Raw genomic sequence first — 23,341 nt, 5'->3', positions numbered from 1 at the left:
GTGACCGGCGTTGGGACGGGCGGCGTGGGCACGGGCAAGGGGGGAACTGGCAGCGGTAGGTGAATTGAAAACCGGGGGCGCTTTGCGCCCCTTTCGCGACGCAAGGCCGCTCCCACAGGTACGGCGCAGCATTGGAAACCATCGCTGTACCTGTGGGAGCGGCCTTGTGTCGCGATGGGCTGCAAAGCAGCCCCAGACTCTCGAAGCTACCCGAGATCCGCCAGCGGATGCCGCCCCTCCCACACCTTGGCAAAATGCGCCTCGACCACCGCCGCCGGCACTTGCGCCACATCGGGCCAGTGCCAGCGCGGCTGGTTGTCCTTGTCCAGCAAGCGCGCCCGCACACCTTCGCTGAATTCCGGGTGGCGGCAACAGTTCAGGCTCATGCTGTATTCCATCTGGAACACCTGCGCCAACGACAGGTGCCGTGCCCGGCGAATTTGTTCCCACACCAGGTGGGCGGTCAGCGGGCAACCTTCATGCAACCGCTGGCCGGCATCTGCCAGCAGCGGGTCGTCGTGGTGCTTGAGCCCCTCCAGCGCGCGCCAGGCGGCGGCGGCATCGGCCACGTCAAGCAACTGATCGATCACCTGCCGTCGCGGCAGCCACTGGGCTTCAGGCAACTCGGCGCAGGCGCGGTGCTGTTCGGCCTTGAGCAGGCTGTTCAGTTGCAGGGCGGTCTGTTCCTGCCAGTTCAATTGCAGCAGTTCCTCGATCAGCGCATCTTGCTGGTGTTCGCCCAGGAAGCGGTCGGCCAGGTCCAGGTCAAGGGCGTCGTGGGCATTGATCGGCGCGCCCGTCAGAGCGAGGAACAACCCCAGCTTGCCCGGCAGGCGGGCAAGGAACCAGCTGGCGCCCACGTCCGGGTACAGGCCGATGCTGATTTCCGGCATGGCCAGCCGACTGCTGGGGGTGACGATGCGCACATTGGCGCCCTGCAGCAGGCCCATGCCACCGCCCAGCACATGCCCATGGCCCCAGCACAGCAGCGGCTTGGGATAGGTATGCAGGGCAAAGTCCAGGCGGTATTCGGCGGCGAAGAAGGTGGCGGCCAGCGGCGGCACGCTGCCGGGGTGGTCGCGGCAGGCTTGCACCAGCGCCCGCACATCGCCGCCGGCGCAGAAGGCCTTGGCACCGTTGCCGCGTAGCAGTACGCAGACGATCCCCGGGTCGCGAGCCCAGGCGTGCAACTGTTCGCCCAATACCTCGATCATCGGCAGGTTCAGCGCATTGAGCGCCTTGGGCGCATCCAGGGTGGCGATGCCGATGCGGGCGCCATCGGCGCCGGTGAGTACCTCGCAATGAATGGCCATGGACAACCTCGCGCAAGTCATCGCACAAGTATGGCTTGCCTGGCCGAACATGCCGGTCGTCGGTCGGATCGTTTGACAAGCGGGAAGGGCTTACCTAGTGTCGCGCCATTGTTTATGGAAGGCCCCATGACTGACGACGATCGCATCAAACTCGAACCCAGCTGGAAGGCCGCCTTGCGCGCCGAATTCGACCAGCCCTACATGCATCAGCTGCGCGAGTTCCTGCGCAGCGAATACGCCGCCGGCAAAGAGATCTACCCGCCAGGGCCGTTGATCTTCAATGCCCTCAACTCGACGCCGCTGGACCAGGTGAAGGTGGTCATCCTCGGCCAGGACCCTTACCACGGGCCGGGCCAGGCCCATGGCCTGTGCTTCTCGGTGCAGCCGGGCGTGGCCACGCCACCGTCGCTGGTCAACATCTACAAGGAGCTGCAGCGCGACCTGAACATCCCGATTGCCAATCATGGCTACCTGCAGAGCTGGGCCGAGCAGGGTGTGCTGTTGCTCAACACGACCATGACCGTGGAGCGCGCCAATGCCGCGTCGCATGCCAAGAAGGGGTGGGAGTTCTTTACCGACCGGGTCATCCAGGTGGTCAGCGAGCAGTGCCCGAACGTGGTGTTCCTGTTGTGGGGCTCGCATGCGCAAAGCAAGCAGAAGCTGATCGACGGGACCAAGCACCTGGTGCTGAAGTCGGTGCATCCGTCGCCGTTGTCGGCTTACCGTGGGTTCCTGGGGTGCGGGCATTTCAGCCGGGCCAACAGTTTCCTCCAGCAGCGCGGGCTGGCGCCGATCAACTGGGCATTGCCGCCGCTGTGATCACCTGAAAGACCGCGTCGCCTTCTTCGCGGGTGAACCCGCTCCCACAGGTACAGCGCTACCCTCAGGGCCTGTGTGGTCCCTGTGGGAGCGGGTTTACCCGCGAAGAGGCCGTCACAGTCATTCCGGGGTTGCATTCCACACCCGGAACAACGGCTCCGCCAGAAACAGCACGAACAACAAGCGCATCACCTGCAGTGCCGTCACCAGCGGCACCGACAGCTGCAGGGTCTCTGCCGTCAGGCTCATCTCGGCAATCCCGCCCGGCATCATCCCTAGCGTCAGCGAACGCAAATCCAGCCCGCTCATCACGCTCAATACCCAGGCCGCACTGCCGGCAATCGCCATGCACAACGCCGTGGCCACCAGGGTACGCCCAAGGAACCAGGGTGCGCGGCGGAAGAACGCCCGGTTGAAGTGGCAGGCCAGGCCGCTGCCGATCAGCCACTGGCCGATCTGGCTGGCGCCATTGGGCAGGGCAATCTGCAGGTTGCCGGCAAGGCTCACCGTCGCTGCCACCAGCAATGGCCCGAACAACCACGGGTTGGGCTGGCGCAAACGCTGCCAGAGCAACGCAGCGGCAATGCCCAGCGGGGCAATCAATGCCAGCCAGCCCCAGTTCACGCTGCCGGTGTGATTCAACGGCACCCCGTCACCCAGCAGGAACTTGAACAGCGCCGGCACGCACAGTACCACCGCCAGTACGCGCAGGCTCTGCGCCGCCGCCACCTGGCTGAGCACTGCGCCATTGCGCGCGCCAAGGTTGACCATCTCCCCCGAACCGCCCGGCATGCTGGCGAAGAACGCAGTGGCACGATCCTCACCGCTGCGCCGCAGCAGCCATACGCTGATCACGCTGGACAGGGTGGTGAACAGTGCGCCGAAGAAGATCAGCGCGAAATGGCTGGCCACCTGCTCGATCACCGCCGGGGTGAAGTGCAGGCCAATGCCGATGCCGATGATCCACTGCCCGCACTTGCGGCCATTGGGGATTTCCGGCAGCTGCCAGCGTGTCAGGCAGCGTACCAGGATGATCGCCAGCAGCGAGCCGACCATCCACGGCAAAGGCCAGCCGACCTTGCTGGCGGCAAAACCGCCAGCAAGGCCGACCAGCCCGGTTGCGACAAACAACGGCAACCAGCGATCAGGCATCGGCCATCGCCCGGCGCTGCAGGCTGCGTTTGCGCCAGATGCGCAGCAGCGGCAGGGTCAGCATGCAAAGGGTCAGTACCCACACCGACATGCTGATCGGGCTCGACCAGAGGATGCCCAGTTCGCCGTTGGAGATCGACAGCGCCCGGCGCAGGTTCTGCTCCATCAGCCCTCCGAGGATGAAGCCGAGCAGAATCGGCGACAGCGGGAAGTCCAGCTTGCGCAGGATATAGCCCATGATGCCGATGCCGACCATCAGGAACAGGTCGAAGGTGGTGGCATGCACGGCATACACGCCGATCGCCGTGATGATGGCGATCACCGGCACCAGCGCCCAGTTCGGCACGGCGAGGATGCGGGTGAAGATGCGGATCATCGGGATGTTGAGGATCACCAGCATGATGTTGGCGATGAACAGCGAGGCGATCAGGCCCCAGACGATGTCTGGCTGCTGTTCGAACAACAGTGGGCCAGGGGTGATGTTGTACAGGGTCAGTGCGCCGATCATCACCGCGGTGGTGCCCGAGCCGGGTACGCCCAGGGTCAGCATCGGTACCAGGGCGCCGCAGCAGGAGGCGCCAATGGCGGTTTCCGGGGCGGCCAGGCCACGGGCGTCGCCCTTGCCGAATTGGCCTTTTTCACCTGCCAGGCGTTTTTCGGTCATGTAGGCCACGGCACTCGCCAGTGTTGCACCGGCACCTGGCAGCACACCCATGATGAAGCCCAGCAGGCCGCAGCGGATATTGACCATGAACACCGACGCCGCTTCCTTGAGGTTGAACAGCATGCGCCCGGTGGCCTTGACCGCCTGGTGGCCATGGTGGGTCTTTTCCAGCAGCAGGAGGATTTCGCTGATGGAGAACAGGCCCAGCACCAGCACCACAAACTGGATGCCGTCGGCCAGGTGCACGCTGTCGCCGGTGAAGCGGTACACGCCACTGTTGGCATCGATACCGACTGCCGACAGGAACAGGCCGATCAGTGCGGCAATGAAGGTTTTCAACGGCTTGTCGCCGGCCATGCCGCCAAGGGCGACGATGGCGAACACCATCAGCACGAAGTACTCCGCCGGGCCGAAGGCGATTGCCCATTTCGCCAGCAGCGGGGCGAACAGCACCATGCCGCAGGTGGCAATCAGCGCACCGATGAACGAACTCCAGGCCGACAGCGACAGCGCGACGCCCGCCAGGCCATTGCGGGCCATCGGGTAGCCGTCGAGGGTGGTCATTACCGTCGAGGCTTCGCCGGGGATGTTGAGCAGGATCGAACTGATGCGCCCACCGTACTCGCAGCCCAGGTACACCGCCGCCAGCAGGATCAGCGCCGATTCCGGCGGCAGGCCGAGGGCGAAGGCGATGGGGATCAGCAGGGCCACGCCGTTGATCGGGCCCAGGCCCGGCAGCAGGCCGACCACGGTACCGATCAGCGTGCCGGACAGGGCGGTGACCAGGTTGTAGGGGGACAGGGCGACGCCGAAGCCCTGGCCCAGGTAGCTCAAGGTATCCATGTGTCAGTTCTCCAGTGCGCTCAGCAGGCCAAGGGGCAGGGGCACGTCCATGACGCGGTCGAACAGCCAGTAGAGGAACAGGCTCATGCCCGCCACCACGATGAAGCTGTGCAGCCAGCGGCCGCCGTACAGGCGGGCCATGGGCACGCCGACCAGGATGGCGCTGAGGATGAAGCCCAGGGCTTCGAAGGTGCTGGCGAAAACGATCAGCAGGCCGACGCAGGCGGCGATCTTGGTCAGGGTTTCACGGTCCAGTTCCGGCTCGTCGTCCTTGCGCACGATGGGCGTGGGGCGGAACACCAGGTACAGCAGGCCCAGGCCCATCAGGCCGAGCATCAACAGCGGGTAGGCGCGCGGGCCCACCGGTTCATAGGAAAACGCCGCCTGGTAAGGCCAGGCCATCACGGCCAGGGCGGCGCACACCGCCAGCAGGGCCAGGGCGAAGATGCGTTGCAGGATCATCAGAGAGTCCTCGTTGGGATCGCTCAAGCGAGATGCAAATCCTGTGGGAGCGGCCTTGCGTCGCGATCGGGCGCGAAGCGGCCGCAAACCTGCCACTGCGATCTGTCTGAAGCATCGCATCGGCTGATACAGGGGCCGCCGTGCGGCCCATCGCGGCACAAGGCCGCTCCCACAGGGATTGTGGTGACTCCGGCCAGTGTTACTGGATCAGGCCAAATTCCCTGGCCAGCGCCTTGTAGTCAGCCACTTGCTTCTTCACATAGCCGTCCAGCTCTTCGCCGGTCATGGCGAACGGGAACAGCTCGCGCTGGTCACGCAGCTTGGCGAAGTCTTCCGAGGCCAGCATCTTGTCGAACGACTGCTTCCACCAGGCGTAATCCTCGTCGCTCACCTTTGGCCCCAGGTAGAAGCCGCGCACCACTGGCCAGACGATGTCGTAGCCCTGTTCCTTGGCGGTGGGGATGTCTTTCATCTCGGGCTCGTCCAGGCGCTTTTCCGAGAACACCGCGAGGATGCGCATGTTGCCGCTCTGAATGTGTGGCATGGAGTCGGAGATGTCGGTCGAGCCGACCTGGATATGCCCGCCCAGCAACGCCGTGGCAATTTCGCCGCCGCCTTCCAGCGCCACGTAGCGCAGGTCGCGCGGGTTGATGCCGGCGGCCTTGGCGATCAGCGCCGTCTGCATCCAGTCCTGGCTACCCACGGTGCCGCCAGAGCCGATCACCACCTTGCTCGGGTCTTTTTTCAGCGCTGCGACCAGGTCGTCGAGGGTCTTGTAGGGCGAGTCGCTCTTCACCGCGATGGCGCCGTAGCTGGTGCCGACGGCGGCCAGCCATTTCACGGCGTTCTCGTCGAAGCGGCCGAACTTGCCCTGGGCCAGGTTCAGCAACGAGCCGCTGGACCAGGCCACCAGGGTGCCGGCATCGGCCGGGCGCTGGGCGACCACGGCGTTGTAGGCCACCGCGCCGACACCACCGGGCATGTAGGTGACGCGCATCGGCTTGCTGAGAATCTTCTCCTGCACCAGGGCGCTTTGTACCAGCTTGCAGGTCAGGTCGAAGCCACCACCGGGCGAGGCGGGGGCAATGCATTCGGGGCGTTTAGGTTCGGCAGCGAGGGCGTTGCCGGCCAGCAGCAGGCAGCCGGTAGCGAGGACGAGGCGGCGCAGTGAAAAGGTCATCGTCAATCTCCGTGAGCGTTGTTGTTATCAAGTTATCGCTATGGGGTTACCACAGCGCCACGCTGTAGCTCACCAGCAGCCGTACCTCGTCCGCGTCGCGGGCGAAGTTGGAGCGGAAGGTGGCGTTGCGCAGGCGCACGGCGACGTTCTTCAACGGGCCGCTTTGTACCACGTACTTCAGTTCGGTGTTGCGCTCCCACTCCTTGCCCTCGCCACCGGCGGCGCGGCTGACGTTGTCGCCGCTGATGTAGCGGGTCATGAAGGTCAGGCCGGGTACGCCGAGTGCGGCAAAGTTGTAGTCGTAGCGCGCTTGCCAGGAGCGCTCGTCGGCGCCGGCGAAGTCGTTGATCTGGACGAAGTTGACCAGGTACGGGTCGGCACCATCGACGTACGGGAAGGCGCTGTCGCCGGACAGCTGCTGCCAGGCGGCGCTGACCTTGTGCCCGCCCAGGGCGTAGCTGAGCATGCCGTTGACAGTGGTGTTGTCGATGTTGCCGGCCTTGGCGGCGCCGGCGTCGTCACTCACGGCCAGGCGCAGGTCGGCGCCGAAGGTACCCGGGCCCCACGGCTGGGTGGCGACCATGCCGATGAAGTGCTGGCGGTAGATATCGTCGAGCTGGGCAAAGTGGTAGCTGCCGGTGATGCGATCGGTGAACTGGTAGTCGAGGCCGGCCAGGTCCAGGTTGTCGGCGCTGAACGAGCCACCGAAACGGCCGTTCTTGTTGTTCAGGGCCAGGTCTTCCCAGTTGGTGTCGTTGCGGTCCTTGGCCTTGTCCAGTCGGCCGCCGGTGAAGGTCAGGCCCTTGACCTCCTTGGAGGTGAGCAGGCCACCTTCGAAGGTTTGCGGCAGGATGCGCCCGTCGTTGGGCTGCAGGGTCGGCAGTTCGGGGATCAGGGTGCCGATCTTCAGTTCGGTCTGCGACACCTTCACCTTGCCGGTCAGGCCGAGCTTGGAGTATTCGTCGGCGGCCTTGCCGTCATCGTGGGTCGGCAGCAGGCCGGTGTCGGTGCGGTCGGGGCTGGAGTCGAGCTTGATGCCGAGCATGCCCAGCGCATCCAGGCCGAAGCCCACGGTGCCATCGGTGTAGCCAGACTCGAAGTTGAGCATGAAGCCCTGGGCCCACTCGTCGCGCTTGGATTGCTGCGCACTGGTGCCGTCGCGGAAGTCGCGGTTGAAGTACATGTTGCGGGTTTCGAAGGTGGCCGTGCTGTCTTCGAAGAAGGCGGCCTGGCTCAGCGGGGCGACACCGGCAAGCGCGAGGGCGCTGGCGATGGCGGAGGGGCGTGCGGCAAAGGGACGGGTAGGCGCAAACGCCTGCGGCTGCAATGACAGCATCACTGATGGCTCCGTTTATTGTTCTTATTCGTTGCACCTTGCTGGTGCTTTTTTCGGCGCGAAGGGCGACCGTGGTGCGATGCTAGGTAACCAACCTTTCGCTAACCTTTCAGCGTGAAAGGTTTGTCGACAGGGGCTTCACAGGCCTGCCGACAGCGGTACACTCCGCGCCACCGTCCCACCCGAGCAGGGAGATTCCGATGCGTGTGCTGCTGGTCGAAGACCACCTGCAACTGGCCGAAAGCGTGGCCCAGGCCTTGAAGAGCCATGGCCTGACCGTTGATGTGCTGCATGACGGCGTGGCCGCCGACCTGGCCCTGGCCAGCGAGGAATACGCCGTGGCAGTGCTGGATGTCGGCTTGCCGCGCATGGACGGCTTCGAGGTGCTGGCGCGCTTGCGTGGCCGTGGCAAGACCCTGCCGGTGCTGATGCTGACCGCGCGCAGCGACGTCAAGGACCGGGTCCACGGTCTTAACCTGGGCGCCGACGACTACCTGGCCAAACCGTTCGAGCTGACCGAGCTGGAAGCACGGGTCAAGGCCCTGCTGCGCCGCAGCGTGCTCGGTGGCGAGCGCCAGCAACGCTGCGGGCCGCTGGTGTACGACCTGGACACCCGGCGCTTCACGCTGGGTGGCGACAACCTGACCCTGACCTCACGCGAGCAAAGCGTACTGGAAGCGCTGATCGCCCGTCCGGGCCGGGTGATGAGCAAGGAGCAACTGGCCGCCCAGGTGTTCGGCCTGGATGAAGAGGCTAGCCCCGACGCCATCGAAATCTACATCCACCGCCTGCGCAAGAAGCTCGACGGCCAGCCGGTGGCCATTGTCACCTTTCGTGGCCTGGGCTACCTGCTCGAGCACCGCGATGCGTGACAACGGCAGCCTGCGCGGGCGCTTGCTCGGCAACCTGGCCTTGCTGCTGGTGGTGCTGATGCTGGCCAGCGGCCTGAGCGCCTACTGGAACGGTCGCGAGGCTGCCGACACTGCCTACGACCGGACCCTGCTGGCCTCGGCGCGGACCATTGCCGCGGGCCTGTCCCAGCGGGATGGTTCGCTGAGCGCGGATGTGCCCTACGTGGCCCTGGACACCTTCGCCTACGACAGTGCCGGGCGCATCTACTACCAGGTGCTGGACATCCAGCAGCGGCTGATTTCCGGTTACGAGAACCTGCCAGCGCCGCCGCCGGGCACGCCACGTACCGACGACTATCCGGCGTTGGCGCGGTTCTACAACGCCACCTATCTGGGCCAGGACGTGCGCGTGGTCAGCCTGCTGAAGCCAGTGAGCGAGCCGAACATGAACGGCATGGCGGAAATCCGTGTGGCCGAAACCGAGGAAGCGCGGATACGCATGGCCCGTGGTTTGATGGCCGACACCCTGCTGCGCCTGGGCATGCTGGCGCTGGGCGCGCTGGTGATGGTGTGGTTTGCCGTGAGTGCCGCGTTGCGGCCGCTGGAGCGCCTGCGCACCGCGGTGGAAGAGCGCCAGCCGGACGACCTGCGGGCCTTGCCGGTGGTGCAGGTGCAGCGTGAGCTGAGCCCGCTGGTGCGGGCTTTGAACCACTTCACCGAGCGTTTGCGCGGCCAGTTCGAGCGCCAGGCGCAGTTCATTGCCGATGCAGCCCACGAGTTGCGCACACCACTGGCCGCGCTGAAGGCGCGGATCGAGTTGGGCTTGCGTTCGGCCGAGCCGCAGGAGTGGCGGCAGACGCTGGAGGCTGCCGCCCAGGGCACTGATCGGCTGACCCACCTGGCCAACCAGTTGCTGTCGCTGGCGCGGGTCGAGAACGGCGCCCGGGCGATTGCCGAAGGCGGCGCGCAGCGCCTGGACCTGGGCCAGTTGGCTCGTGAGCTGGGCATGGCGATGGCACCGCTGGCGCACAAGCGCGGGGTAGCGCTGGCCCTGGAGGCCGAGGCGCCGGTGTGGCTGAAGGGTGAGCCGACGCTGCTCAACGAGCTGTTGAGCAACCTGGTGGACAATGCCCTGGCCCATACGCCGGCGGGCGGCAACGTGATCTTGCGGGTGCTGGCGCCGGCGGTGCTGGAGGTGGAGGACGACGGGCCGGGGATTCCCGAGGCCGAGCGTGAGCGGGTGTTCGAGCGCTTCTACCGGCGCAGTGCGCAGGGCAGTGGGCTTGGCCTGGCGATCGTTGGCGAGATCTGCCGGGCGCACCTGGCGCAGGTGAGCCTGCATGACGGTGCGAAGGGCGGGTTGCGGGTGCGGGTGAGTTTTATCGCGGATTGATGTGTTGCCTGTACCGGCCCTTTCGCGGGTAAACCCGCTCCCACAGGGACCGCGCCGCTGCTGAAGGCTGCGCTATACCCGCGAAGAGGCCGGCACAGGCTGACACCGGTCAGCGCAACATGCTCCGCGCCTCGATCAGTTCATCCACTTCCAGCTCGGTACCAAACGGCAAGCCCAGGTGGCGGTATGCCGGTAGTGCCGCCAGCGGCCGGTGGCGCCCGGGCTGGCTGATACAGCGGGCGATCTGCACGATGTCGATGTAGTCGATCTTGCCGGTCTGTCGGTCCAGGTCCTGTACCTGGCTCGGCAGATTGACCAGTTGCTCCGGAAACTCCCAGGCCTTGAGGATCTTGTCGCCCAGCACCGGCTGGATCTGCTCGATCACATAATGCAGGCACACCGGGTCGGACAGCAGTTCGTTGTGCTCTTCGGCATAGATCAGCACCGGCAGCGCGCCAATCTGGTTGACCAGCCCGCCGAGGGTGGCCTGGTCGGGCTTGAGTTGCGTGTACCGGCGGCAGATTTCGTAGCTGATACCCGCCACATCCAGGCTGTTGGCCCAGATGTCGCGCAGTTTTTGCTCAACCGCCGGCGCGCGGGCATGGAAAATCTGCTCGATCACCAGGCCAATGGCCAGGTTGCAGCTGTAGTTGATGCCCAGCCGCGTGATGGCGGTGTGCAGGTCGGTGACCTCGACCGCCGCGCGCAGCAGCGGGCTGTTGACGACCTTGATCAGGCGCGCTGAAAGGGCCGCATCGCGACCGATCACCTTGCTCAGGGCCGCTACGCTGATCTCGCTGTCTTCCGCTGCCTCGCGGATGCTCAAGGCAACCTCGGGCAGGGTCGGCAGGACCAGGTCATCCTTTTCGATGGCATCGAGCAACTGTGCTTGAACCATCTCGGCCAGCTTGTTCATGGGCGTGTCTACCGCAGTGGTGGTGCGGCCCCGCCACGTCGGCGGGGCAGGCTGGTCAGCGTTGGATTTCCCGGTCGCGGTCCAGTTCGTAGGGCAGGGTCAGCACCTGCAGGCGCGGGCCTTCAAGGCTGCCCAGGTGCAGGTTGTCGTCTTCCACCGCTTCGGCGCTGAGCACCGCGAGCAGTTCGCAGCCTGTGCCGTTGCCGGCAGCCATGACCACTTCACCGACCGACGAACCATGGGTGGGCGAGAAGATCTCGGCGCCCGGGGCCGGAATGGCCTGCTGGTCCAGTGCCAGGCGGTACTGGCGGCGCTTGAGTTTGCCCAGGTACTGCATGCGCGCAACAATTTCCTGGCCGGTGTAGCAGCCTTTCTTGAAGCTGACGCCGTCCACGGCCTGCAGGTTGATCATCTGCGGGATGAACAGCTCGCGGGTCGGCCCCATGACCTGGCCGATCCCGGCACGAATCTGCCCCAGCAGCCAGTCGTTGAGGCTGCCTTCGGGCAATGCGGCGGCCAGCGCCTGGCGAATGCTGGCGGCGTTCTCCGCCGGCACCCACAGCTCCACGCGGCCAGCGGACACGGCAATGGCGATCAACCCGTCGTGGCGCACGGTGCTGCCAGCTGCTGCAGGCACATCGAGCCCCAGCGCCTGCAGCGCCGCATCGCCGCCTTGCAGGCCGAAGCGTGCCCAGGCAGCGCTTTCATCGGTCAGCGTGGCCTTGGAGAACACGGCGTACTTCTTCAGGTCTGCCAGCTGGGCGTCGAGCAGCTCGCTGGCCATGGCCAGCAGGTAGCCGTTGCCTTCGGGCAGGATGCGGAAACTCGACTGCATGCGCCCCTTGACCATGCAGCGGGCGCCGAGGCTGGCGTGTTCCTGGCTGAGGTAGTTGATGTTGCAGGTCAGCTGGCCCTGCAGGAACTTGCCTGCATCGGAGCCGCGGACGGCGAGGATGCCCTCGTGGGACAGGGGGCAGAAGAAAGCGGAATCGGCCATGGGTCATCGCGGTGGCTAAAGACTGGCGGCCATCATAGAACGCCGGTAACAAAATAGGTAGGTGACTAGACCAACGCCCGGTGTCGCTTCGCTCGCCTGGCTGTATACTGGCGGGCCATTCGAGGAGGGCCCCATGGTCGAACAAACTGAACTCAACCGGCTTTTCTGGCACAGCCGCCGCGGCATGCTGGAACTGGACGTACTGCTGGTGCCTTTCACCCAGGAAGTCTACCCCACGCTCAACGAGACCGACCGCGAACTCTACGTGCGTCTGTTGAGCTGCGAGGATCAGGACATGTTCGGCTGGTTCATGGAGCGCACCGAGTCCGAAGACCCGGAGCTGCAGCGCATGGTCCGCATCATCCTGGACCGTGTTCAGCCCAAGTGAGTGCTTCGAGTGCCGCTGGCAAGGCTCGCGCCTGCTGCTGGCGGCCTACCTGGGTTGCCAGGTACTGGCGTGGTTCGCCGTATGGGCGAGCCCGCTGCCCGGGTGGTTGGCCCTTGCTGTTGTCGCTACCTGTATTGCCCACGCTGGCTGGGCCATTCCCCGACGTATTTTGCTGACGCATGAACATGCTGTTGTTGGCTTGCGCCGTGATGTGCGCGGTTGGCAGGTGTTCAGCCGTGCCCGTGGCTGGCAGCCGGTGCGCTTGTGCCGGGACAGTGTGGCGTTGCCAGGGCTTGTAGTGTTGCGCTTTGTGCGAGCGGGGTGCTGGTTGGGGCGGAGCCAATGCGTACCGCGTGATGCGTTGGGGGCTGATGAGCACCGGCGCTTGCGGGTGCGGCTGAAGTTCAGCCGGCGCAGGTGGGCAGAGGTGAGCCGGGCATAGCGTCATACCGAGTTGGCTTCTTCGCGGGCTTGCCCGCTCCCACAGGTACTGCGCAAGACTGCAAGGCAGTGGAGTTCCTGTGGGAGCGGGCGAGCCCGCGAAGAAGGTGACGCCGATTTCAGAGCGGGCTTAGAATGGTGTCCTTGGCCTCGTCCAGCATCCCCGGGTAATCCAGGGTGTAATGCAGCCCGCGGCTTTCTTTGCGCTGCATGGCCGACAGGATCATCAGCTCGGCCACCTGCGCCAGGTTGCGCAATTCGATCAGGTCGCGGCTGACCTTGTAGTTGCTATAGAACTCATCGATTTCGTCCAGCAGCAGGCGAATGCGGTGCTGCGCTCGCTGCAGGCGCTTGCTGGTGCGCACGATGCCGACGTAGTCCCACATGAAGCGCCGCAGTTCGTCCCAGTTGTGCGCAATGATCACATCCTCGTCCGAGTCGGTGACCTGGCTGGCATCCCAGCCGGGCAGGGCCTTGGGCATGGCCACTTCATCCAGGTGCGCCTGGATGTCGGACGCAGCGGCACGGCCATAGACAAAGCATTCCAGCAGCGAGTTGCTGGCCATGCGGTTGGCACCGTGCAGGCCGGTGAAGCTGGTTTCGCCAATGGCGTACAGGCCCGGCACGTCGGTGTGGCCACGGTCGTCGACCATCACCCCGCCGCAGGTGTAGTGCGCCGCCGGTACCACCGGGATCGGCTGGCGAGTGATGTCGATGCCAAACGCCAGGCAACGCTCGTACACGGTGGGGAAGTGGCTCTTGATGAAGTCGACCGGTTTGTGGGTGATGTCCAGGTATACGCAGTCCACGCCCAGGCGCTTCATCTCGTGGTCGATGGCGCGGGCGACGATGTCGCGCGGGGCCAGTTCTTCACGCGGGTCGAAGCGTGGCATGAAACGCTCACCATTGGGCAAGCGCAGGAGCGCGCCTTCGCCGCGCAGGGCTTCGGTGATCAGGAAGCTCTTGGCCTGTGGATGGTACAGGCAGGTCGGGTGAAACTGGTTGAACTCCAGGTTCGCCACCCGGCAGCCGGCCCGCCAGGCCATGGCGATGCCGTCGCCGCAGGCGCCATCGGGGTTGCTGGTATACAGGTAGACCTTGGCCGCGCCGCCAGTAGCCAGCACGGTGAAGCGCGCGCCGAAGGTGTCCACTTCGCCGGTGTTGCGGTCGAGCACGTAGGCGCCCAGGCAGCGCTCGCCGGGCAGGCCGAGGCGGCGTTCGGTGATCAGGTCGACCGCCACGCGTTGCTCCAGTAACTGGATGTTCGGGCGTTTGCGGGCCTGCTCCAGCAGCGTGGTGAAGATGGCTGCACCGGTGGCGTCGGCGGCGTGGATGATACGTCGGTGGCTATGGCCGCCTTCGCGGGTCAGGTGGAACTCGAAGCCGCCGTCGTCGACGCTGTAGTGCTCGTCGCGGGTAAAGGGCACGCCTTGCTCGATCAACCACTCGATGGCTTCGCGGCTGTGCTCGACGGTAAAGCGCACCGCCTCTTCATGGCACAGACCGCCGCCGGCATTGAGCGTGTCCTCCACATGCGACTGCACGGTATCGGTATTGTCCAGTACCGCCGCGACACCGCCCTGGGCCCAGAAGGTCGAGCCGTTGGCCAGATCGCCCTTGCTGAGTACGGCGACTCGCAGGTGGCTGGGGAGGTTCAGTGCCAGGCTGAGACCGGCGGCGCCGCTGCCGATCACCAGGACATCATGTTGGAATTGTTGGCTCATGTCGGGACACTAGTATTCTTTGGAAGGGGCGCGGCACAATAGTCACGCGCCGATGGCATTGTGAAACTATCGTTAAAGCTGGCCGGGTTGCCTTTATAGCAGCCCCGGGTGGCCAATTTCCATGCCACTTGCCTGGTCGCGACAACCTTTGTGGGAACTTTCCGACATGGCCGGAAATCCTATGAAGGCTGCCCACGCGCCACAACATGCCGCGGCGACGCAGGGTGGCAGGCCCGTCCTGGCTGTCCCTGCGTACTCGAAACCTGATTATCGACGTAGCCGGCCGTGACCGCGCCGCGTCTTCCGTGCAAGCCGACCAAGGGCTGCAGGAAACTTGCTTGGAGGGGAGAACTTTTGCGCAAAGCCCGAGTCTATGGTTGCAAGCCTGAACGATGGCCGTTGCAGCGCTCCTTCGAGTTCACTGAGGAGTGTTCATGCTAACCCAGGAAGAGGATCAGCAGCTTGTAGAGCGCGTTCAGCGCGGTGACAGGCGAGCGTTCGATCTGTTGGTGCTGAAGTATCAGCACAAGATTCTCGGGTTGATCGTGCGGTTCGTTCACGACACCCACGAGGCCCAGGATGTAGCACAGGAAGCCTTCATCAAGGCCTACCGTGCGCTTGGCAACTTCCGCGGAGACAGTGCGTTCTATACGTGGCTGTACCGCATCGCCATCAACACGGCGAAGAACTACCTGGTGTCCCGTGGAAGACGGCCGCCAGACAGCGATGTGAGCTCCGAGGATGCGGAGTTTTATGACGGCGATCATGGTCTCAAGGATCTCGAGTCCCCAGAACGCTCCTTGTTGCGGGATGAAATCGAAGGCACCGTCCATCGCACCATCCAGCAGCTGCCTGAAGACCTGCGCACGGCACTGACCCTGCGCGAGTTCGACGGGCTGAGTTACGAAGACATTGCCAGTGTCATGCAATGTCCGGTGGGTACCGTGCGCTCTCGAATCTTCCGCGCTCGGGAGGCCATAGACAAAGCCCTGCAACCTTTGCTGCAGGAAACCTGAGACAGCGGCGACAGCCAAGAGAGGAACCGCCATGAGTCGTGAAGCTTTGCAGGAATCGCTGTCCGCGGTGATGGATAACGAAGCGGACGAGCTTGAACTGCGTCGGGTGTTGAACGCCGTAGACGATGCTGAAACCCGTGCCACCTGGTCGCGTTACCAGGTTGCCCGCGCAGCCATGCACAAGGAGCTGCTGCTGCCTAACCTGGATATCGCCTCGGCGGTGTCTGCAGCGCTGGCTGACGAAGCCGTGCCGGCCAAGGTCAAGAAAGGCCCATGGCGCAGCATTGGCCGCCTGGCGGTAGCTGCCTCGGTCACTCTGGCGGTGCTGGCTGGTGTACGCATGTACAACCAGGACGAGATCACTGGCGCCGAGCTGGCTGCCCAGCAACCTGCCCAGCAAGGCCTGAGTGTGCCACAAGCGCAAGGCCCAGCCGTTTTGGCAGGCTATAGTGAGAGCAGTGAGCAACCGACCGGGCCGATGGCCAACGGCGTGCTGCAGAACCAGGCCGGCTGGGATCAGCGTCTGCCAGGCTACCTGCGCCAGCATGCTCAGGAATCTGCGCTCAAGGGCACTGAAACCGCATTGCCGTATGCCCGCGCCGCCAGCCTGGAAAACCGTTAAGTAAGGAGGATCATGCGCGCGCTACCTCTCCTGTCGCTGCTGATTGGCAGCTGCATGACGGTGCCAGCATTGGCGGCCAATTCCTCGCCCGAGGCGAGCGAGTGGCTGAACAAGCTGGCACAGGCCGAGCAAAAGCAGAGCTACCAGGGCTCTTTTGTCTACGAACGCAATGGCAGCTTCTCTTCCCACGAGATCTGGCACAGGGTCGACGACGGCAAGGTCAGCGAGCGGCTGTTGCAGCTCGATGGCGCCGCCCAGGAAATCGTGCGCGTGGATGGCAAGGCAGAGTGCGTCAGCGGGGCCTTGGCAAGTGGTGTTACGACACCCCCGGACGCCGCGCCGCGTGTGCTTGATCCGCTGAAACTGATGGGCTGGTATGACTTGAGCGTGGCGGGCAAGTCACGGGTCGCCGGGCGCGATGCCGTGATCGTGACGCTCACCCCGCGCGACCAGCATCGCTATGCCTTCGAATTGCACCTGGACCGTTCTACCGGCCTGCCGCTGCGCTCATTGATGATCAATGACAAGGGGCAGTTGCTGGAGCGCTTCCAGATGACCCGCCTCGAAACCGACGAGCTGCCCAGCGACGATGACCTGCGCCCCAGCGCTGCGTGCAAGCCGGTGCAGCAGGTGGCTGCTGCCGGTAATGACAGGGTCGTCGGCTGGCGTTCGGACTGGCTGCCGCCAGGCTTCGAGTTGGTCAACAGCTCGGTACGCCGCGATCCGAAGCATGACAGCACGGTCAGCAGCCTGATGTATGACGATGGCCTGGCGCGCTTCTCGGTATTCCTCGAACCGGTGAAGGATGAGGGGGGTACTGACATGCGTACCCAGCTTGGCCCGACTTCGGCGGTTTCGCGTCGGCTGAACACGCCAAAGGGCAGGGTAATGGTCACTGTGGTCGGCGAAATTCCGCTGGGTACCGCAGAGCGCGTGGCGCTGTCGATGCGCCCTCAGGATGACCAGGCGCGCCAGTGATGGTGCGCTTTTGCGGGCCTGGTGTGCGGGCCATGCCAAGGCGCGCAGGCATGCCGCTGAAATGAAATTAAAGCATTGTCATTTGCAATCCTTCGGCAAATTTTCTATAGGTCAGGCTTCTTGGAGCCTGGCCTTTCCTGCTTTGCGCAGGGGCCTTTCTAAACTACCGCTCGTTGTGACGGGAGCCGTATGTCAATACCACGCTTGAAATCCTACCTATCGATGTTCGCCGCCGTGCTGATGCTCGGCCAGGTGCTCAGCGCCCAGGCCGAGGAAGCCCTGCCGGACTTCACTACCCTGGTCGAGCAGGCCTCGCCAGCCGTGGTCAACATCAGTACCAAGCAGAAGCTGCCGGACCGCCGCATGGCCGCCGGGCAGATGCCCGACCTGGAAGGCCTGCCGCCGATGTTCCGCGAGTTCTTCGAGCGCAACATGCCGCAGCAGCCGCGCTCGCCGCGTGGCGACCGCCAGCGCGAGGCCCAGTCGCTGGGTTCGGGCTTCATCATTTCCAGCGATGGCTACGTGCTGACCAACAACCACGTGGTAGCCGATGCCGACGAGATCATCGTCCGCCTGTCGGACCGCAGCGAGCTGCAGGCCAAGCTGGTCGGCACCGACCCGCGCACCGACGTGGCCCTGCTCAAGGTCGAGGGCAAGAACCTGCCGACCGTCAAGCTGGGTGACTCCGAGAAACTCAAGGTGGGCGAGTGGGTGCTGGCCATCGGTTCGCCGTTCGGCTTCGACCATTCGGTGACCAAAGGTATCGTCAGCGCCAAGGGCCGTACCCTGCCTAACGACACCTACGTACCGTTCATCCAGACCGACGTGGCCATCAACCCGGGCAACTCCGGTGGCCCGCTGTTCAACATGAACGGTGAAGTGGTGGGTATCAACTCGCAGATCTTCACCCGTTCCGGCGGTTTCATGGGCCTGTCGTTCGCCATCCCGATCGACGTGGCGATCGACGTTTCCAATCAGCTGAAGAAAGACGGCAAGGTCAGCCGCGGCTGGCTGGGCGTGGTGATCCAGGAGGTCAACAAGGACCTGGCTGAATCGTTCGGCCTGGACAAGCCGGCTGGCGCCCTGGTGGCCCAGGTGCTGGAAAACGGCCCGGCGGCCAAGGGCGGCCTGCAGGTGGGTGACGTGATCCTGAGCATGAACGGCCAGCCGATCATCATGTCGGCCGACCTGCCGCATCTGGTCGGCAGCCTCAAGGATGGTGAAAAGGCCAAGCTGGAGATCATTCGCAACGGCAAGCGCCAGAACCTCGACATCAGCGTTGGCGCACTGCCGGACGACGATGCCGACATCGCTGCCGGCGCCGAAGGCAGCGCCGAGCGCAGCAGCAACCGCCTGGGCGTTTCGGTAGCCGATCTGACCGCCGAGCAGAAGAAAGCCCTGGAGCTCAAGGGTGGCGTGGTCATCAAGGAAGTCCAGGATGGCCCGGCTGCGATGATCGGCCTGCGCCCGGGTGACGTCATCAGCCACCTGAACAACCAGGCCATCGGTTCGGCCAAGGAATTCACCGAAATCGCCAAGGAACTGCCGAAGAACCGTTCGGTGTCGATGCGCGTGCTGCGTCAGGGCCGTGCCAGCTTCATTACCTTCAAGCTGGCTGAATAAGCGGCTTCGCAAGGAGAAAAGGGGCAGCTTCGGCTGCCCTTTTTCATGAAAGTTCACAATTCAGGGGCCAATGCTGTGTACAGCCCGATAGAGGAATCTCCCATATCCCGGCAGCTTAAGGTACAATTCCCGGCTATTTTTCGGCGGGCGTCCGGCTCGCAGCCTTTTCGAGTGTTGACCCGTGAGTGATTTGAGTCATATCCGCAATTTCTCCATCATCGCCCACATCGACCATGGCAAGTCGACGCTGGCCGACCGTTTCATCCAGATGTGCGGTGGCCTGTCGGCACGCGAGATGGAAGCCCAGGTGCTCGATTCCATGGACCTGGAGCGTGAGCGCGGTATCACCATCAAGGCCCACAGCGTCACGCTCAACTACAAGGCGCAGGACGGCAAGGTCTACCAGCTGAACTTCATCGATACCCCCGGCCACGTCGACTTCACCTACGAAGTCTCGCGCTCGCTGGCGGCCTGTGAAGGCGCGCTGCTGGTGGTGGACGCCGGCCAGGGCGTCGAGGCCCAGTCCGTGGCCAACTGCTACACCGCCATCGAGCAGGGCCTGGAGGTCATGCCGGTACTGAACAAAATGGACCTGCCCCAGGCCGACCCGGATCGCGTCAAGGACGAGATCGAGAAGATCATCGGCATCGACGCCACCGACGCCGTGGCCTGCAGTGCCAAGAGCGGCATGGGCGTGGACGAGGTGCTCGAGCGCCTGGTGCAGACCATCCCCGCGCCGGAAGGCGATATCGAGGCGCCGCTGCAGGCGCTGATCATCGACTCCTGGTTCGACAACTACCTGGGCGTGGTCTCGCTGGTGCGCGTGCGCCACGGCCGCGTCAAGAAAGGCGACAAGATCCTGGTCAAGTCCACCGGCAAGGTGCACCTGGTCGACAGCGTGGGCGTGTTCACCCCGAAACACACCCAGACCGCCGACCTGAAAGCCGGCGAAGTGGGCTTCATCATCGCCAGCATCAAGGACATTCACGGTGCCCCGGTCGGTGACACCCTGACCCTGTCCAGCACCCCTGAGGTCGAGGTGCTGCCAGGCTTCAAGAAGATCCAGCCGCAGGTTTACGCCGGCCTGTTCCCGGTCAGCTCCGACGACTTCGAGGACTTCCGCGATGCGCTGCAGAAGCTGACCCTGAACGACTCGTCGCTGCAATACATGCCGGAAAGCTCCGACGCCCTGGGCTTCGGCTTCCGTTGCGGCTTCCTCGGCATGCTGCACATGGAGATCATCCAGGAGCGCCTGGAGCGCGAATACGACCTGGACCTGATCACCACTGCGCCAAGCGTGATCTACGAGCTGGAACTGAAAACCGGCGAGACCATCACCGTCGACAACCCATCGAAGCTGCCAGACGTCTCGGCGGTCGCCGATTTCCGCGAGCCGATCGTCACCGCCACCATCCTGGTGCCGCAGGAGCACCTGGGCAACGTCATTACCCTGTGCATCGAGAAGCGTGGCGTGCAGCGCGACATGCAGTTCCTCGGCAGCCAGGTGCAGGTGCGCTACGACCTGCCGATGAACGAAGTGGTGCTGGACTTCTTCGACCGCCTCAAGTCCACCAGCCGTGGCTATGCTTCGCTGGACTATCATTTCGATCGCTACCAGTCGGCCAACCTGGTCAAGCTGGACGTACTGATCAACGGCGACAAGGTCGATGCCCTGGCATTGATCGTGCACCGCGACAACGCGGCCTACAAGGGCCGTGCGTTGACCGAGAAGATGAAGGAACTGATCCCTCGGCAGATGTTCGACGTGGCGATCCAGGCAGCTATCGGCGGCCAGATCATTGCGCGGACAACCGTCAAGGCGCTCAGAAAGAACGTACTGGCCAAGTGCTACGGTGGTGACGTCAGCCGTAAGAAGAAACTGCTGGAGAAGCAGAAGGCCGGTAAGAAACGCATGAAACAGGTGGGCAACGTGGAGATTCCACAGGAAGCCTTCCTCGCCGTGCTCAGGTTGGATAGCTAGGTCCTATGTCGCTAAATTTCCCGCTGTTGCTAGTCATCGCCGTCTTCGTCTGCGGCTTGCTGGGCTTGATCGACCTGCTGTTCCTGGCCCCGCGCCGGCGTGCGGCAATCGCCAACTACCAGGGCAGCGTCAGCCAGCCCGAGATGGCGGTGGTCGAGCGCCTGGGCAAGGAGCCGCTGCTGGTGGAGTACGGCAAGTCGTTCTTCCCGGTGCTGTTCATCGTGCTGGTGCTGCGTTCGTTCCTGGTCGAGCCTTTCCAGATCCCTTCGGGGTCGATGAAGCCGACCCTGGAAGTGGGCGACTTCATCCTGGTGAACAAGTTCTCGTACGGCATTCGCCTGCCGGTGATCGACAAGAAGGTCATCGAGGTGGGTGACCCGCAACGCGGTGATGTGATGGTCTTCCGTTACCCGAGCGACCCGAACGTCAACTACATCAAGCGTGTGGTCGGCCTGCCAGGCGACGTGGTGCGCTACACCAACGACAAACGGTTGTTCGTCAACGGCCAGCCGATTGCCGAACAGCTGGTGGGCACCGAGCCGGGCACCCTGGGCAGCGCCGAGCTGTACAAGGAAAAGCTCGGCGAGGCCGAGCACCTGATCCGCAAGGAAATGAGCCGTTACCGCATGCCGCCGGACCAGCAATGGACCGTGCCGGCAGGCCATTACTTCATGATGGGCGACAACCGCGACAACTCCAACGACAGCCGTTACTGGGATGATCCGAACATCCCGAAGGAACTGCACGGCATGGTTCCGGACCGGAACATCGTCGGCAAGGCCTTCGCGGTGTGGATGAGCTGGCCAGAGCCCAAGCTCAGCCACCTGCCCAACCTGTCGCGGGTTGGTCTGATCCATTGATACCCATCGGCGCTGGCCAGCAGGCAGCGCCGAATGCATTTCTGACATAGGCTGTGTTCTCAGGGATCGGGAGATTCGTCGCAAATCGCGGCGGACCACAGCCAAACAGTCTTTCAGGATGTTGATTTGAACAACGCGTTGAACAACGAACGGGTGGCTGCATGAGTGCTCCCCTTGCCCGTCTGGAGCGAAAGCTCGGTTATACCTTCAAGAACCAGGACCAGATGCTCCTGGCACTGACCCATCGCAGCTACGCCGGGCGCAACAACGAGCGCCTGGAGTTTCTCGGTGACGCCATTCTCAACTTCGTCGCCGGCGAAGCGCTGTTCGAGCGCTTCCCGCAGGCCCGCGAAGGCCAGCTGTCGCGCCTGCGTGCGCGCCTGGTCAAGGGTGAAACCCTGGCCCGCCTGGCCCGTGGTTTCGACCTGGGTGATCACCTGCGCCTGGGTTCGGGCGAGCTCAAGAGCGGTGGCTTCCGCCGCGAGTCGATCCTGGCCGACGCCCTGGAGGCGCTGATTGGCGCCATCTACCTGGACGCCGACATGGAAACGGCGCGGGAGCGCGTGCTGGCCTGGCTGGCCGATGAGTTCGAAGGCCTGACCCTGGTCGATACCAACAAGGACCCCAAGACCCGCCTGCAGGAGTTCCTGCAGTCGCGCAGCTGTGAGCTGCCGCGTTACGAAGTGGTGGATATCCAGGGCGAACCGCACTGCCGGACCTTCTTCGTCGAATGCGAAGTGGTGCTGCTGAACAACAAGAGCCGTGGCCAGGGCGTTAGCCGGCGTATCGCCGAGCAAGTCGCCGCCGCGTCTGCACTGATCGCCCTGGGCGTGGAGAATGGCAATGACTGATAGCAACCCGACCCGCTGCGGCTACGTGGCCATTGTCGGCCGCCCGAACGTGGGCAAGTCGACCCTGCTCAACCACATCCTCGGCCAGAAGCTGGCGATCACCTCGCGCAAGCCGCAGACCACCCGCCACAACATGCTCGGCATCAAGACCGAGGGTGACGTGCAGGCGATCTACGTCGATACCCCCGGTATGCACAAGGCCAACGACAAGGCCCTGAACCGCTACATGAACCGCAACGCCTCGGCGGCCCTGAAGGACGTCGACGTGGTGATCTTCGTGGTCGACCGCACCAAGTGGACCGACGAGGACCAACTGGTACTGGAGCGCGTGCAGTACGTGACCGGCCCACTGATCATCGCGGTCAACAAGACCGATCGCATGGAAGAGAAGGCCGAACTGATCCCGCACTTGCAATGGCTGCAGGAGCAGTTGCCGAACGCCGAAGTGATGCCGATTTCCGCACAGCAGGGGCACAACCTCCAGGCGCTGGAAGCACAGATCGCCAAGCACCTGCCCGAGAACGATCACTTTTTCCCGGAAGACCAGATCACTGACCGCAGCAGCCGCTTCCTGGCCGCCGAACTGGTGCGCGAGAAGATCATGCGTCAGCTGGGTGCGGAATTGCCGTACCAGATCACCGTGGAAATTGAAGAATTCAAGCAGCAGGGCCACGTGCTGCACATTCACGCGCTGATCCTGGTCGAGCGCGACGGCCAGAAAAAGATCATCATTGGCGACAAGGGCGAGCGCATCAAGCGCATCGGCTCCGAGGCGCGCAAGGACATGGAAGTGCTGTTCGACTCCAAGGTCATGCTCAACCTGTGGGTCAAGGTGAAAGGCGGCTGGTCCGACGACGAGCGCGCCCTGCGCTCGCTGGGCTACGGCGACCTCTAAGCAATACTATTGGGGCTGCACAGCAGCCCCAATATG

The 23,341-nt window shown here is 64.1% G+C and carries 22 protein-coding genes; 13 read left to right on the top strand and 9 right to left on the bottom strand.

Annotated features, from left to right (window positions below; all coding sequences use genetic code 11):
* Positions 1–206 precede the first annotated feature (206 nt).
* Entirely contained in the window at positions 207–1,313 is a 1,107-nt protein-coding gene (locus J5M71_RS14435) for an enoyl-CoA hydratase/isomerase family protein (RefSeq protein ID WP_207833016.1), read from the bottom strand.
* 126 nt (positions 1,314–1,439) lie between these two features.
* On the opposite strand from J5M71_RS14435, the gene ung reads away from it, so the two are divergent.
* Positions 1,440–2,132, top strand: a complete 693-nt coding sequence (ung, locus tag J5M71_RS14430) for a uracil-DNA glycosylase (protein ID WP_063913189.1) — start codon at positions 1,440–1,442, stop codon at positions 2,130–2,132.
* A 120-nt stretch (positions 2,133–2,252) separates the two neighbouring features.
* On the opposite strand, the gene J5M71_RS14425 is transcribed toward ung, so the two are convergent.
* The 5 genes from J5M71_RS14425 to J5M71_RS14405 all read right to left on the bottom strand — a co-directional run bounded on the left by J5M71_RS14425 (position 2,253) and on the right by J5M71_RS14405 (position 7,769).
* On the bottom strand, positions 2,253–3,284 hold the full coding sequence (locus tag J5M71_RS14425; protein WP_207833014.1) for an AbrB family transcriptional regulator: 1,032 nt from the start codon (positions 3,282–3,284) through the stop codon (positions 2,253–2,255).
* On the bottom strand, positions 3,277–4,791 hold the full coding sequence (locus J5M71_RS14420; protein ID WP_207833012.1) for a tripartite tricarboxylate transporter permease: 1,515 nt from the start codon (positions 4,789–4,791) through the stop codon (positions 3,277–3,279). The genes J5M71_RS14425 and J5M71_RS14420 overlap by 8 nt, the downstream gene beginning before the upstream one ends.
* A 3-nt stretch (positions 4,792–4,794) precedes the next feature.
* On the bottom strand, positions 4,795–5,253 hold the full coding sequence (locus J5M71_RS14415) for a tripartite tricarboxylate transporter TctB family protein (protein WP_207833009.1): 459 nt from the start codon (positions 5,251–5,253) through the stop codon (positions 4,795–4,797).
* A gap of 199 nt (positions 5,254–5,452) precedes the next feature.
* On the bottom strand, positions 5,453–6,433 hold the full coding sequence (locus J5M71_RS14410) for a tripartite tricarboxylate transporter substrate binding protein (RefSeq protein ID WP_207833007.1): 981 nt from the start codon (positions 6,431–6,433) through the stop codon (positions 5,453–5,455).
* A 46-nt stretch (positions 6,434–6,479) separates the two neighbouring features.
* Positions 6,480–7,769, bottom strand: coding sequence for an OprD family porin (locus tag J5M71_RS14405; protein WP_207833022.1), 1,290 nt, complete (start codon positions 7,767–7,769; stop codon positions 6,480–6,482).
* A 200-nt stretch (positions 7,770–7,969) separates the two neighbouring features.
* On the opposite strand from J5M71_RS14405, the gene J5M71_RS14400 reads away from it, so the two are divergent.
* Both J5M71_RS14400 and J5M71_RS14395 read left to right on the top strand, forming a co-directional pair.
* On the top strand, positions 7,970–8,641 hold the full coding sequence (locus J5M71_RS14400) for a response regulator (protein ID WP_063913183.1): 672 nt from the start codon (positions 7,970–7,972) through the stop codon (positions 8,639–8,641).
* The gene (locus J5M71_RS14395; RefSeq protein ID WP_207833005.1) at positions 8,634–10,013 is read left to right on the top strand and encodes a sensor histidine kinase; all 1,380 of its coding nucleotides are present in this window, start codon (positions 8,634–8,636) and stop codon (positions 10,011–10,013) included. The genes J5M71_RS14400 and J5M71_RS14395 overlap by 8 nt, the downstream gene beginning before the upstream one ends.
* A 109-nt stretch (positions 10,014–10,122) precedes the next feature.
* Here the strand turns inward: J5M71_RS14395 and J5M71_RS14390 are convergent, their stop codons facing one another.
* A complete protein-coding gene (locus J5M71_RS14390) occupies positions 10,123–10,929 on the bottom strand; it encodes an HDOD domain-containing protein (protein ID WP_207833003.1) in 807 nt (268 codons plus the stop codon).
* A gap of 55 nt (positions 10,930–10,984) precedes the next feature.
* Positions 10,985–11,926, bottom strand: coding sequence for a folate-binding protein YgfZ (locus J5M71_RS14385; RefSeq protein ID WP_207833001.1), 942 nt, complete (start codon positions 11,924–11,926; stop codon positions 10,985–10,987).
* 133 nt (positions 11,927–12,059) lie between these two features.
* On the opposite strand from J5M71_RS14385, the gene J5M71_RS14380 reads away from it, so the two are divergent.
* Together J5M71_RS14380 and J5M71_RS14375 are read left to right on the top strand one after the other, a co-directional pair.
* Entirely contained in the window at positions 12,060–12,314 is a 255-nt protein-coding gene (locus J5M71_RS14380; RefSeq protein WP_003252043.1) for a succinate dehydrogenase assembly factor 2, read from the top strand.
* On the top strand, positions 12,298–12,756 hold the full coding sequence (locus J5M71_RS14375) for a protein YgfX (RefSeq protein ID WP_207832999.1): 459 nt from the start codon (positions 12,298–12,300) through the stop codon (positions 12,754–12,756). Before J5M71_RS14380 ends, J5M71_RS14375 begins: the two co-directional genes overlap by 17 nt.
* A gap of 118 nt (positions 12,757–12,874) precedes the next feature.
* Here J5M71_RS14375 and nadB read toward each other — a convergent pair whose 3' ends face one another.
* Complete coding sequence (gene nadB, locus J5M71_RS14370; protein WP_207832998.1) at positions 12,875–14,479, bottom strand: L-aspartate oxidase; 1,605 nt, start codon at positions 14,477–14,479, stop codon at positions 12,875–12,877.
* A gap of 434 nt (positions 14,480–14,913) precedes the next feature.
* Here nadB and rpoE point away from each other — a divergent pair, with 434 nt between their 5' ends.
* The 8 genes from rpoE to era all read left to right on the top strand — a co-directional run bounded on the left by rpoE (position 14,914) and on the right by era (position 23,305).
* The gene (gene rpoE / locus J5M71_RS14365; protein WP_003252049.1) at positions 14,914–15,495 is read left to right on the top strand and encodes an RNA polymerase sigma factor RpoE; all 582 of its coding nucleotides are present in this window, start codon (positions 14,914–14,916) and stop codon (positions 15,493–15,495) included.
* Between the two features lie 31 nt (positions 15,496–15,526).
* The gene (locus J5M71_RS14360) at positions 15,527–16,117 is read left to right on the top strand and encodes an RseA family anti-sigma factor (RefSeq protein WP_063913177.1); all 591 of its coding nucleotides are present in this window, start codon (positions 15,527–15,529) and stop codon (positions 16,115–16,117) included.
* Between the two features lie 12 nt (positions 16,118–16,129).
* Entirely contained in the window at positions 16,130–17,095 is a 966-nt protein-coding gene (locus tag J5M71_RS14355) for a MucB/RseB C-terminal domain-containing protein (RefSeq protein WP_207832996.1), read from the top strand.
* A 189-nt stretch (positions 17,096–17,284) separates the two neighbouring features.
* Entirely contained in the window at positions 17,285–18,718 is a 1,434-nt protein-coding gene (locus J5M71_RS14350; protein ID WP_063913175.1) for a DegQ family serine endoprotease, read from the top strand.
* A gap of 181 nt (positions 18,719–18,899) precedes the next feature.
* A complete protein-coding gene (gene lepA, locus J5M71_RS14345) occupies positions 18,900–20,699 on the top strand; it encodes a translation elongation factor 4 (RefSeq protein WP_025340425.1) in 1,800 nt (599 codons plus the stop codon).
* 5 nt (positions 20,700–20,704) lie between these two features.
* The gene (lepB, locus tag J5M71_RS14340; RefSeq protein WP_063913173.1) at positions 20,705–21,559 is read left to right on the top strand and encodes a signal peptidase I; all 855 of its coding nucleotides are present in this window, start codon (positions 20,705–20,707) and stop codon (positions 21,557–21,559) included.
* A gap of 161 nt (positions 21,560–21,720) precedes the next feature.
* The gene (gene rnc, locus J5M71_RS14335) at positions 21,721–22,410 is read left to right on the top strand and encodes a ribonuclease III (RefSeq protein WP_003258487.1); all 690 of its coding nucleotides are present in this window, start codon (positions 21,721–21,723) and stop codon (positions 22,408–22,410) included.
* Complete coding sequence (gene era, locus J5M71_RS14330) at positions 22,403–23,305, top strand: GTPase Era (RefSeq protein WP_063913172.1); 903 nt, start codon at positions 22,403–22,405, stop codon at positions 23,303–23,305. Before rnc ends, era begins: the two co-directional genes overlap by 8 nt.
* Positions 23,306–23,341: the final 36 nt, after the last annotated feature.

The sequence above is a fragment of the Pseudomonas sp. 43(2021) genome (assembly GCF_017490805.1).
Taxonomy (GTDB): domain Bacteria; phylum Pseudomonadota; class Gammaproteobacteria; order Pseudomonadales; family Pseudomonadaceae; genus Aquipseudomonas.
This window is presented reverse-complemented; position numbering and strand designations above follow the sequence as displayed.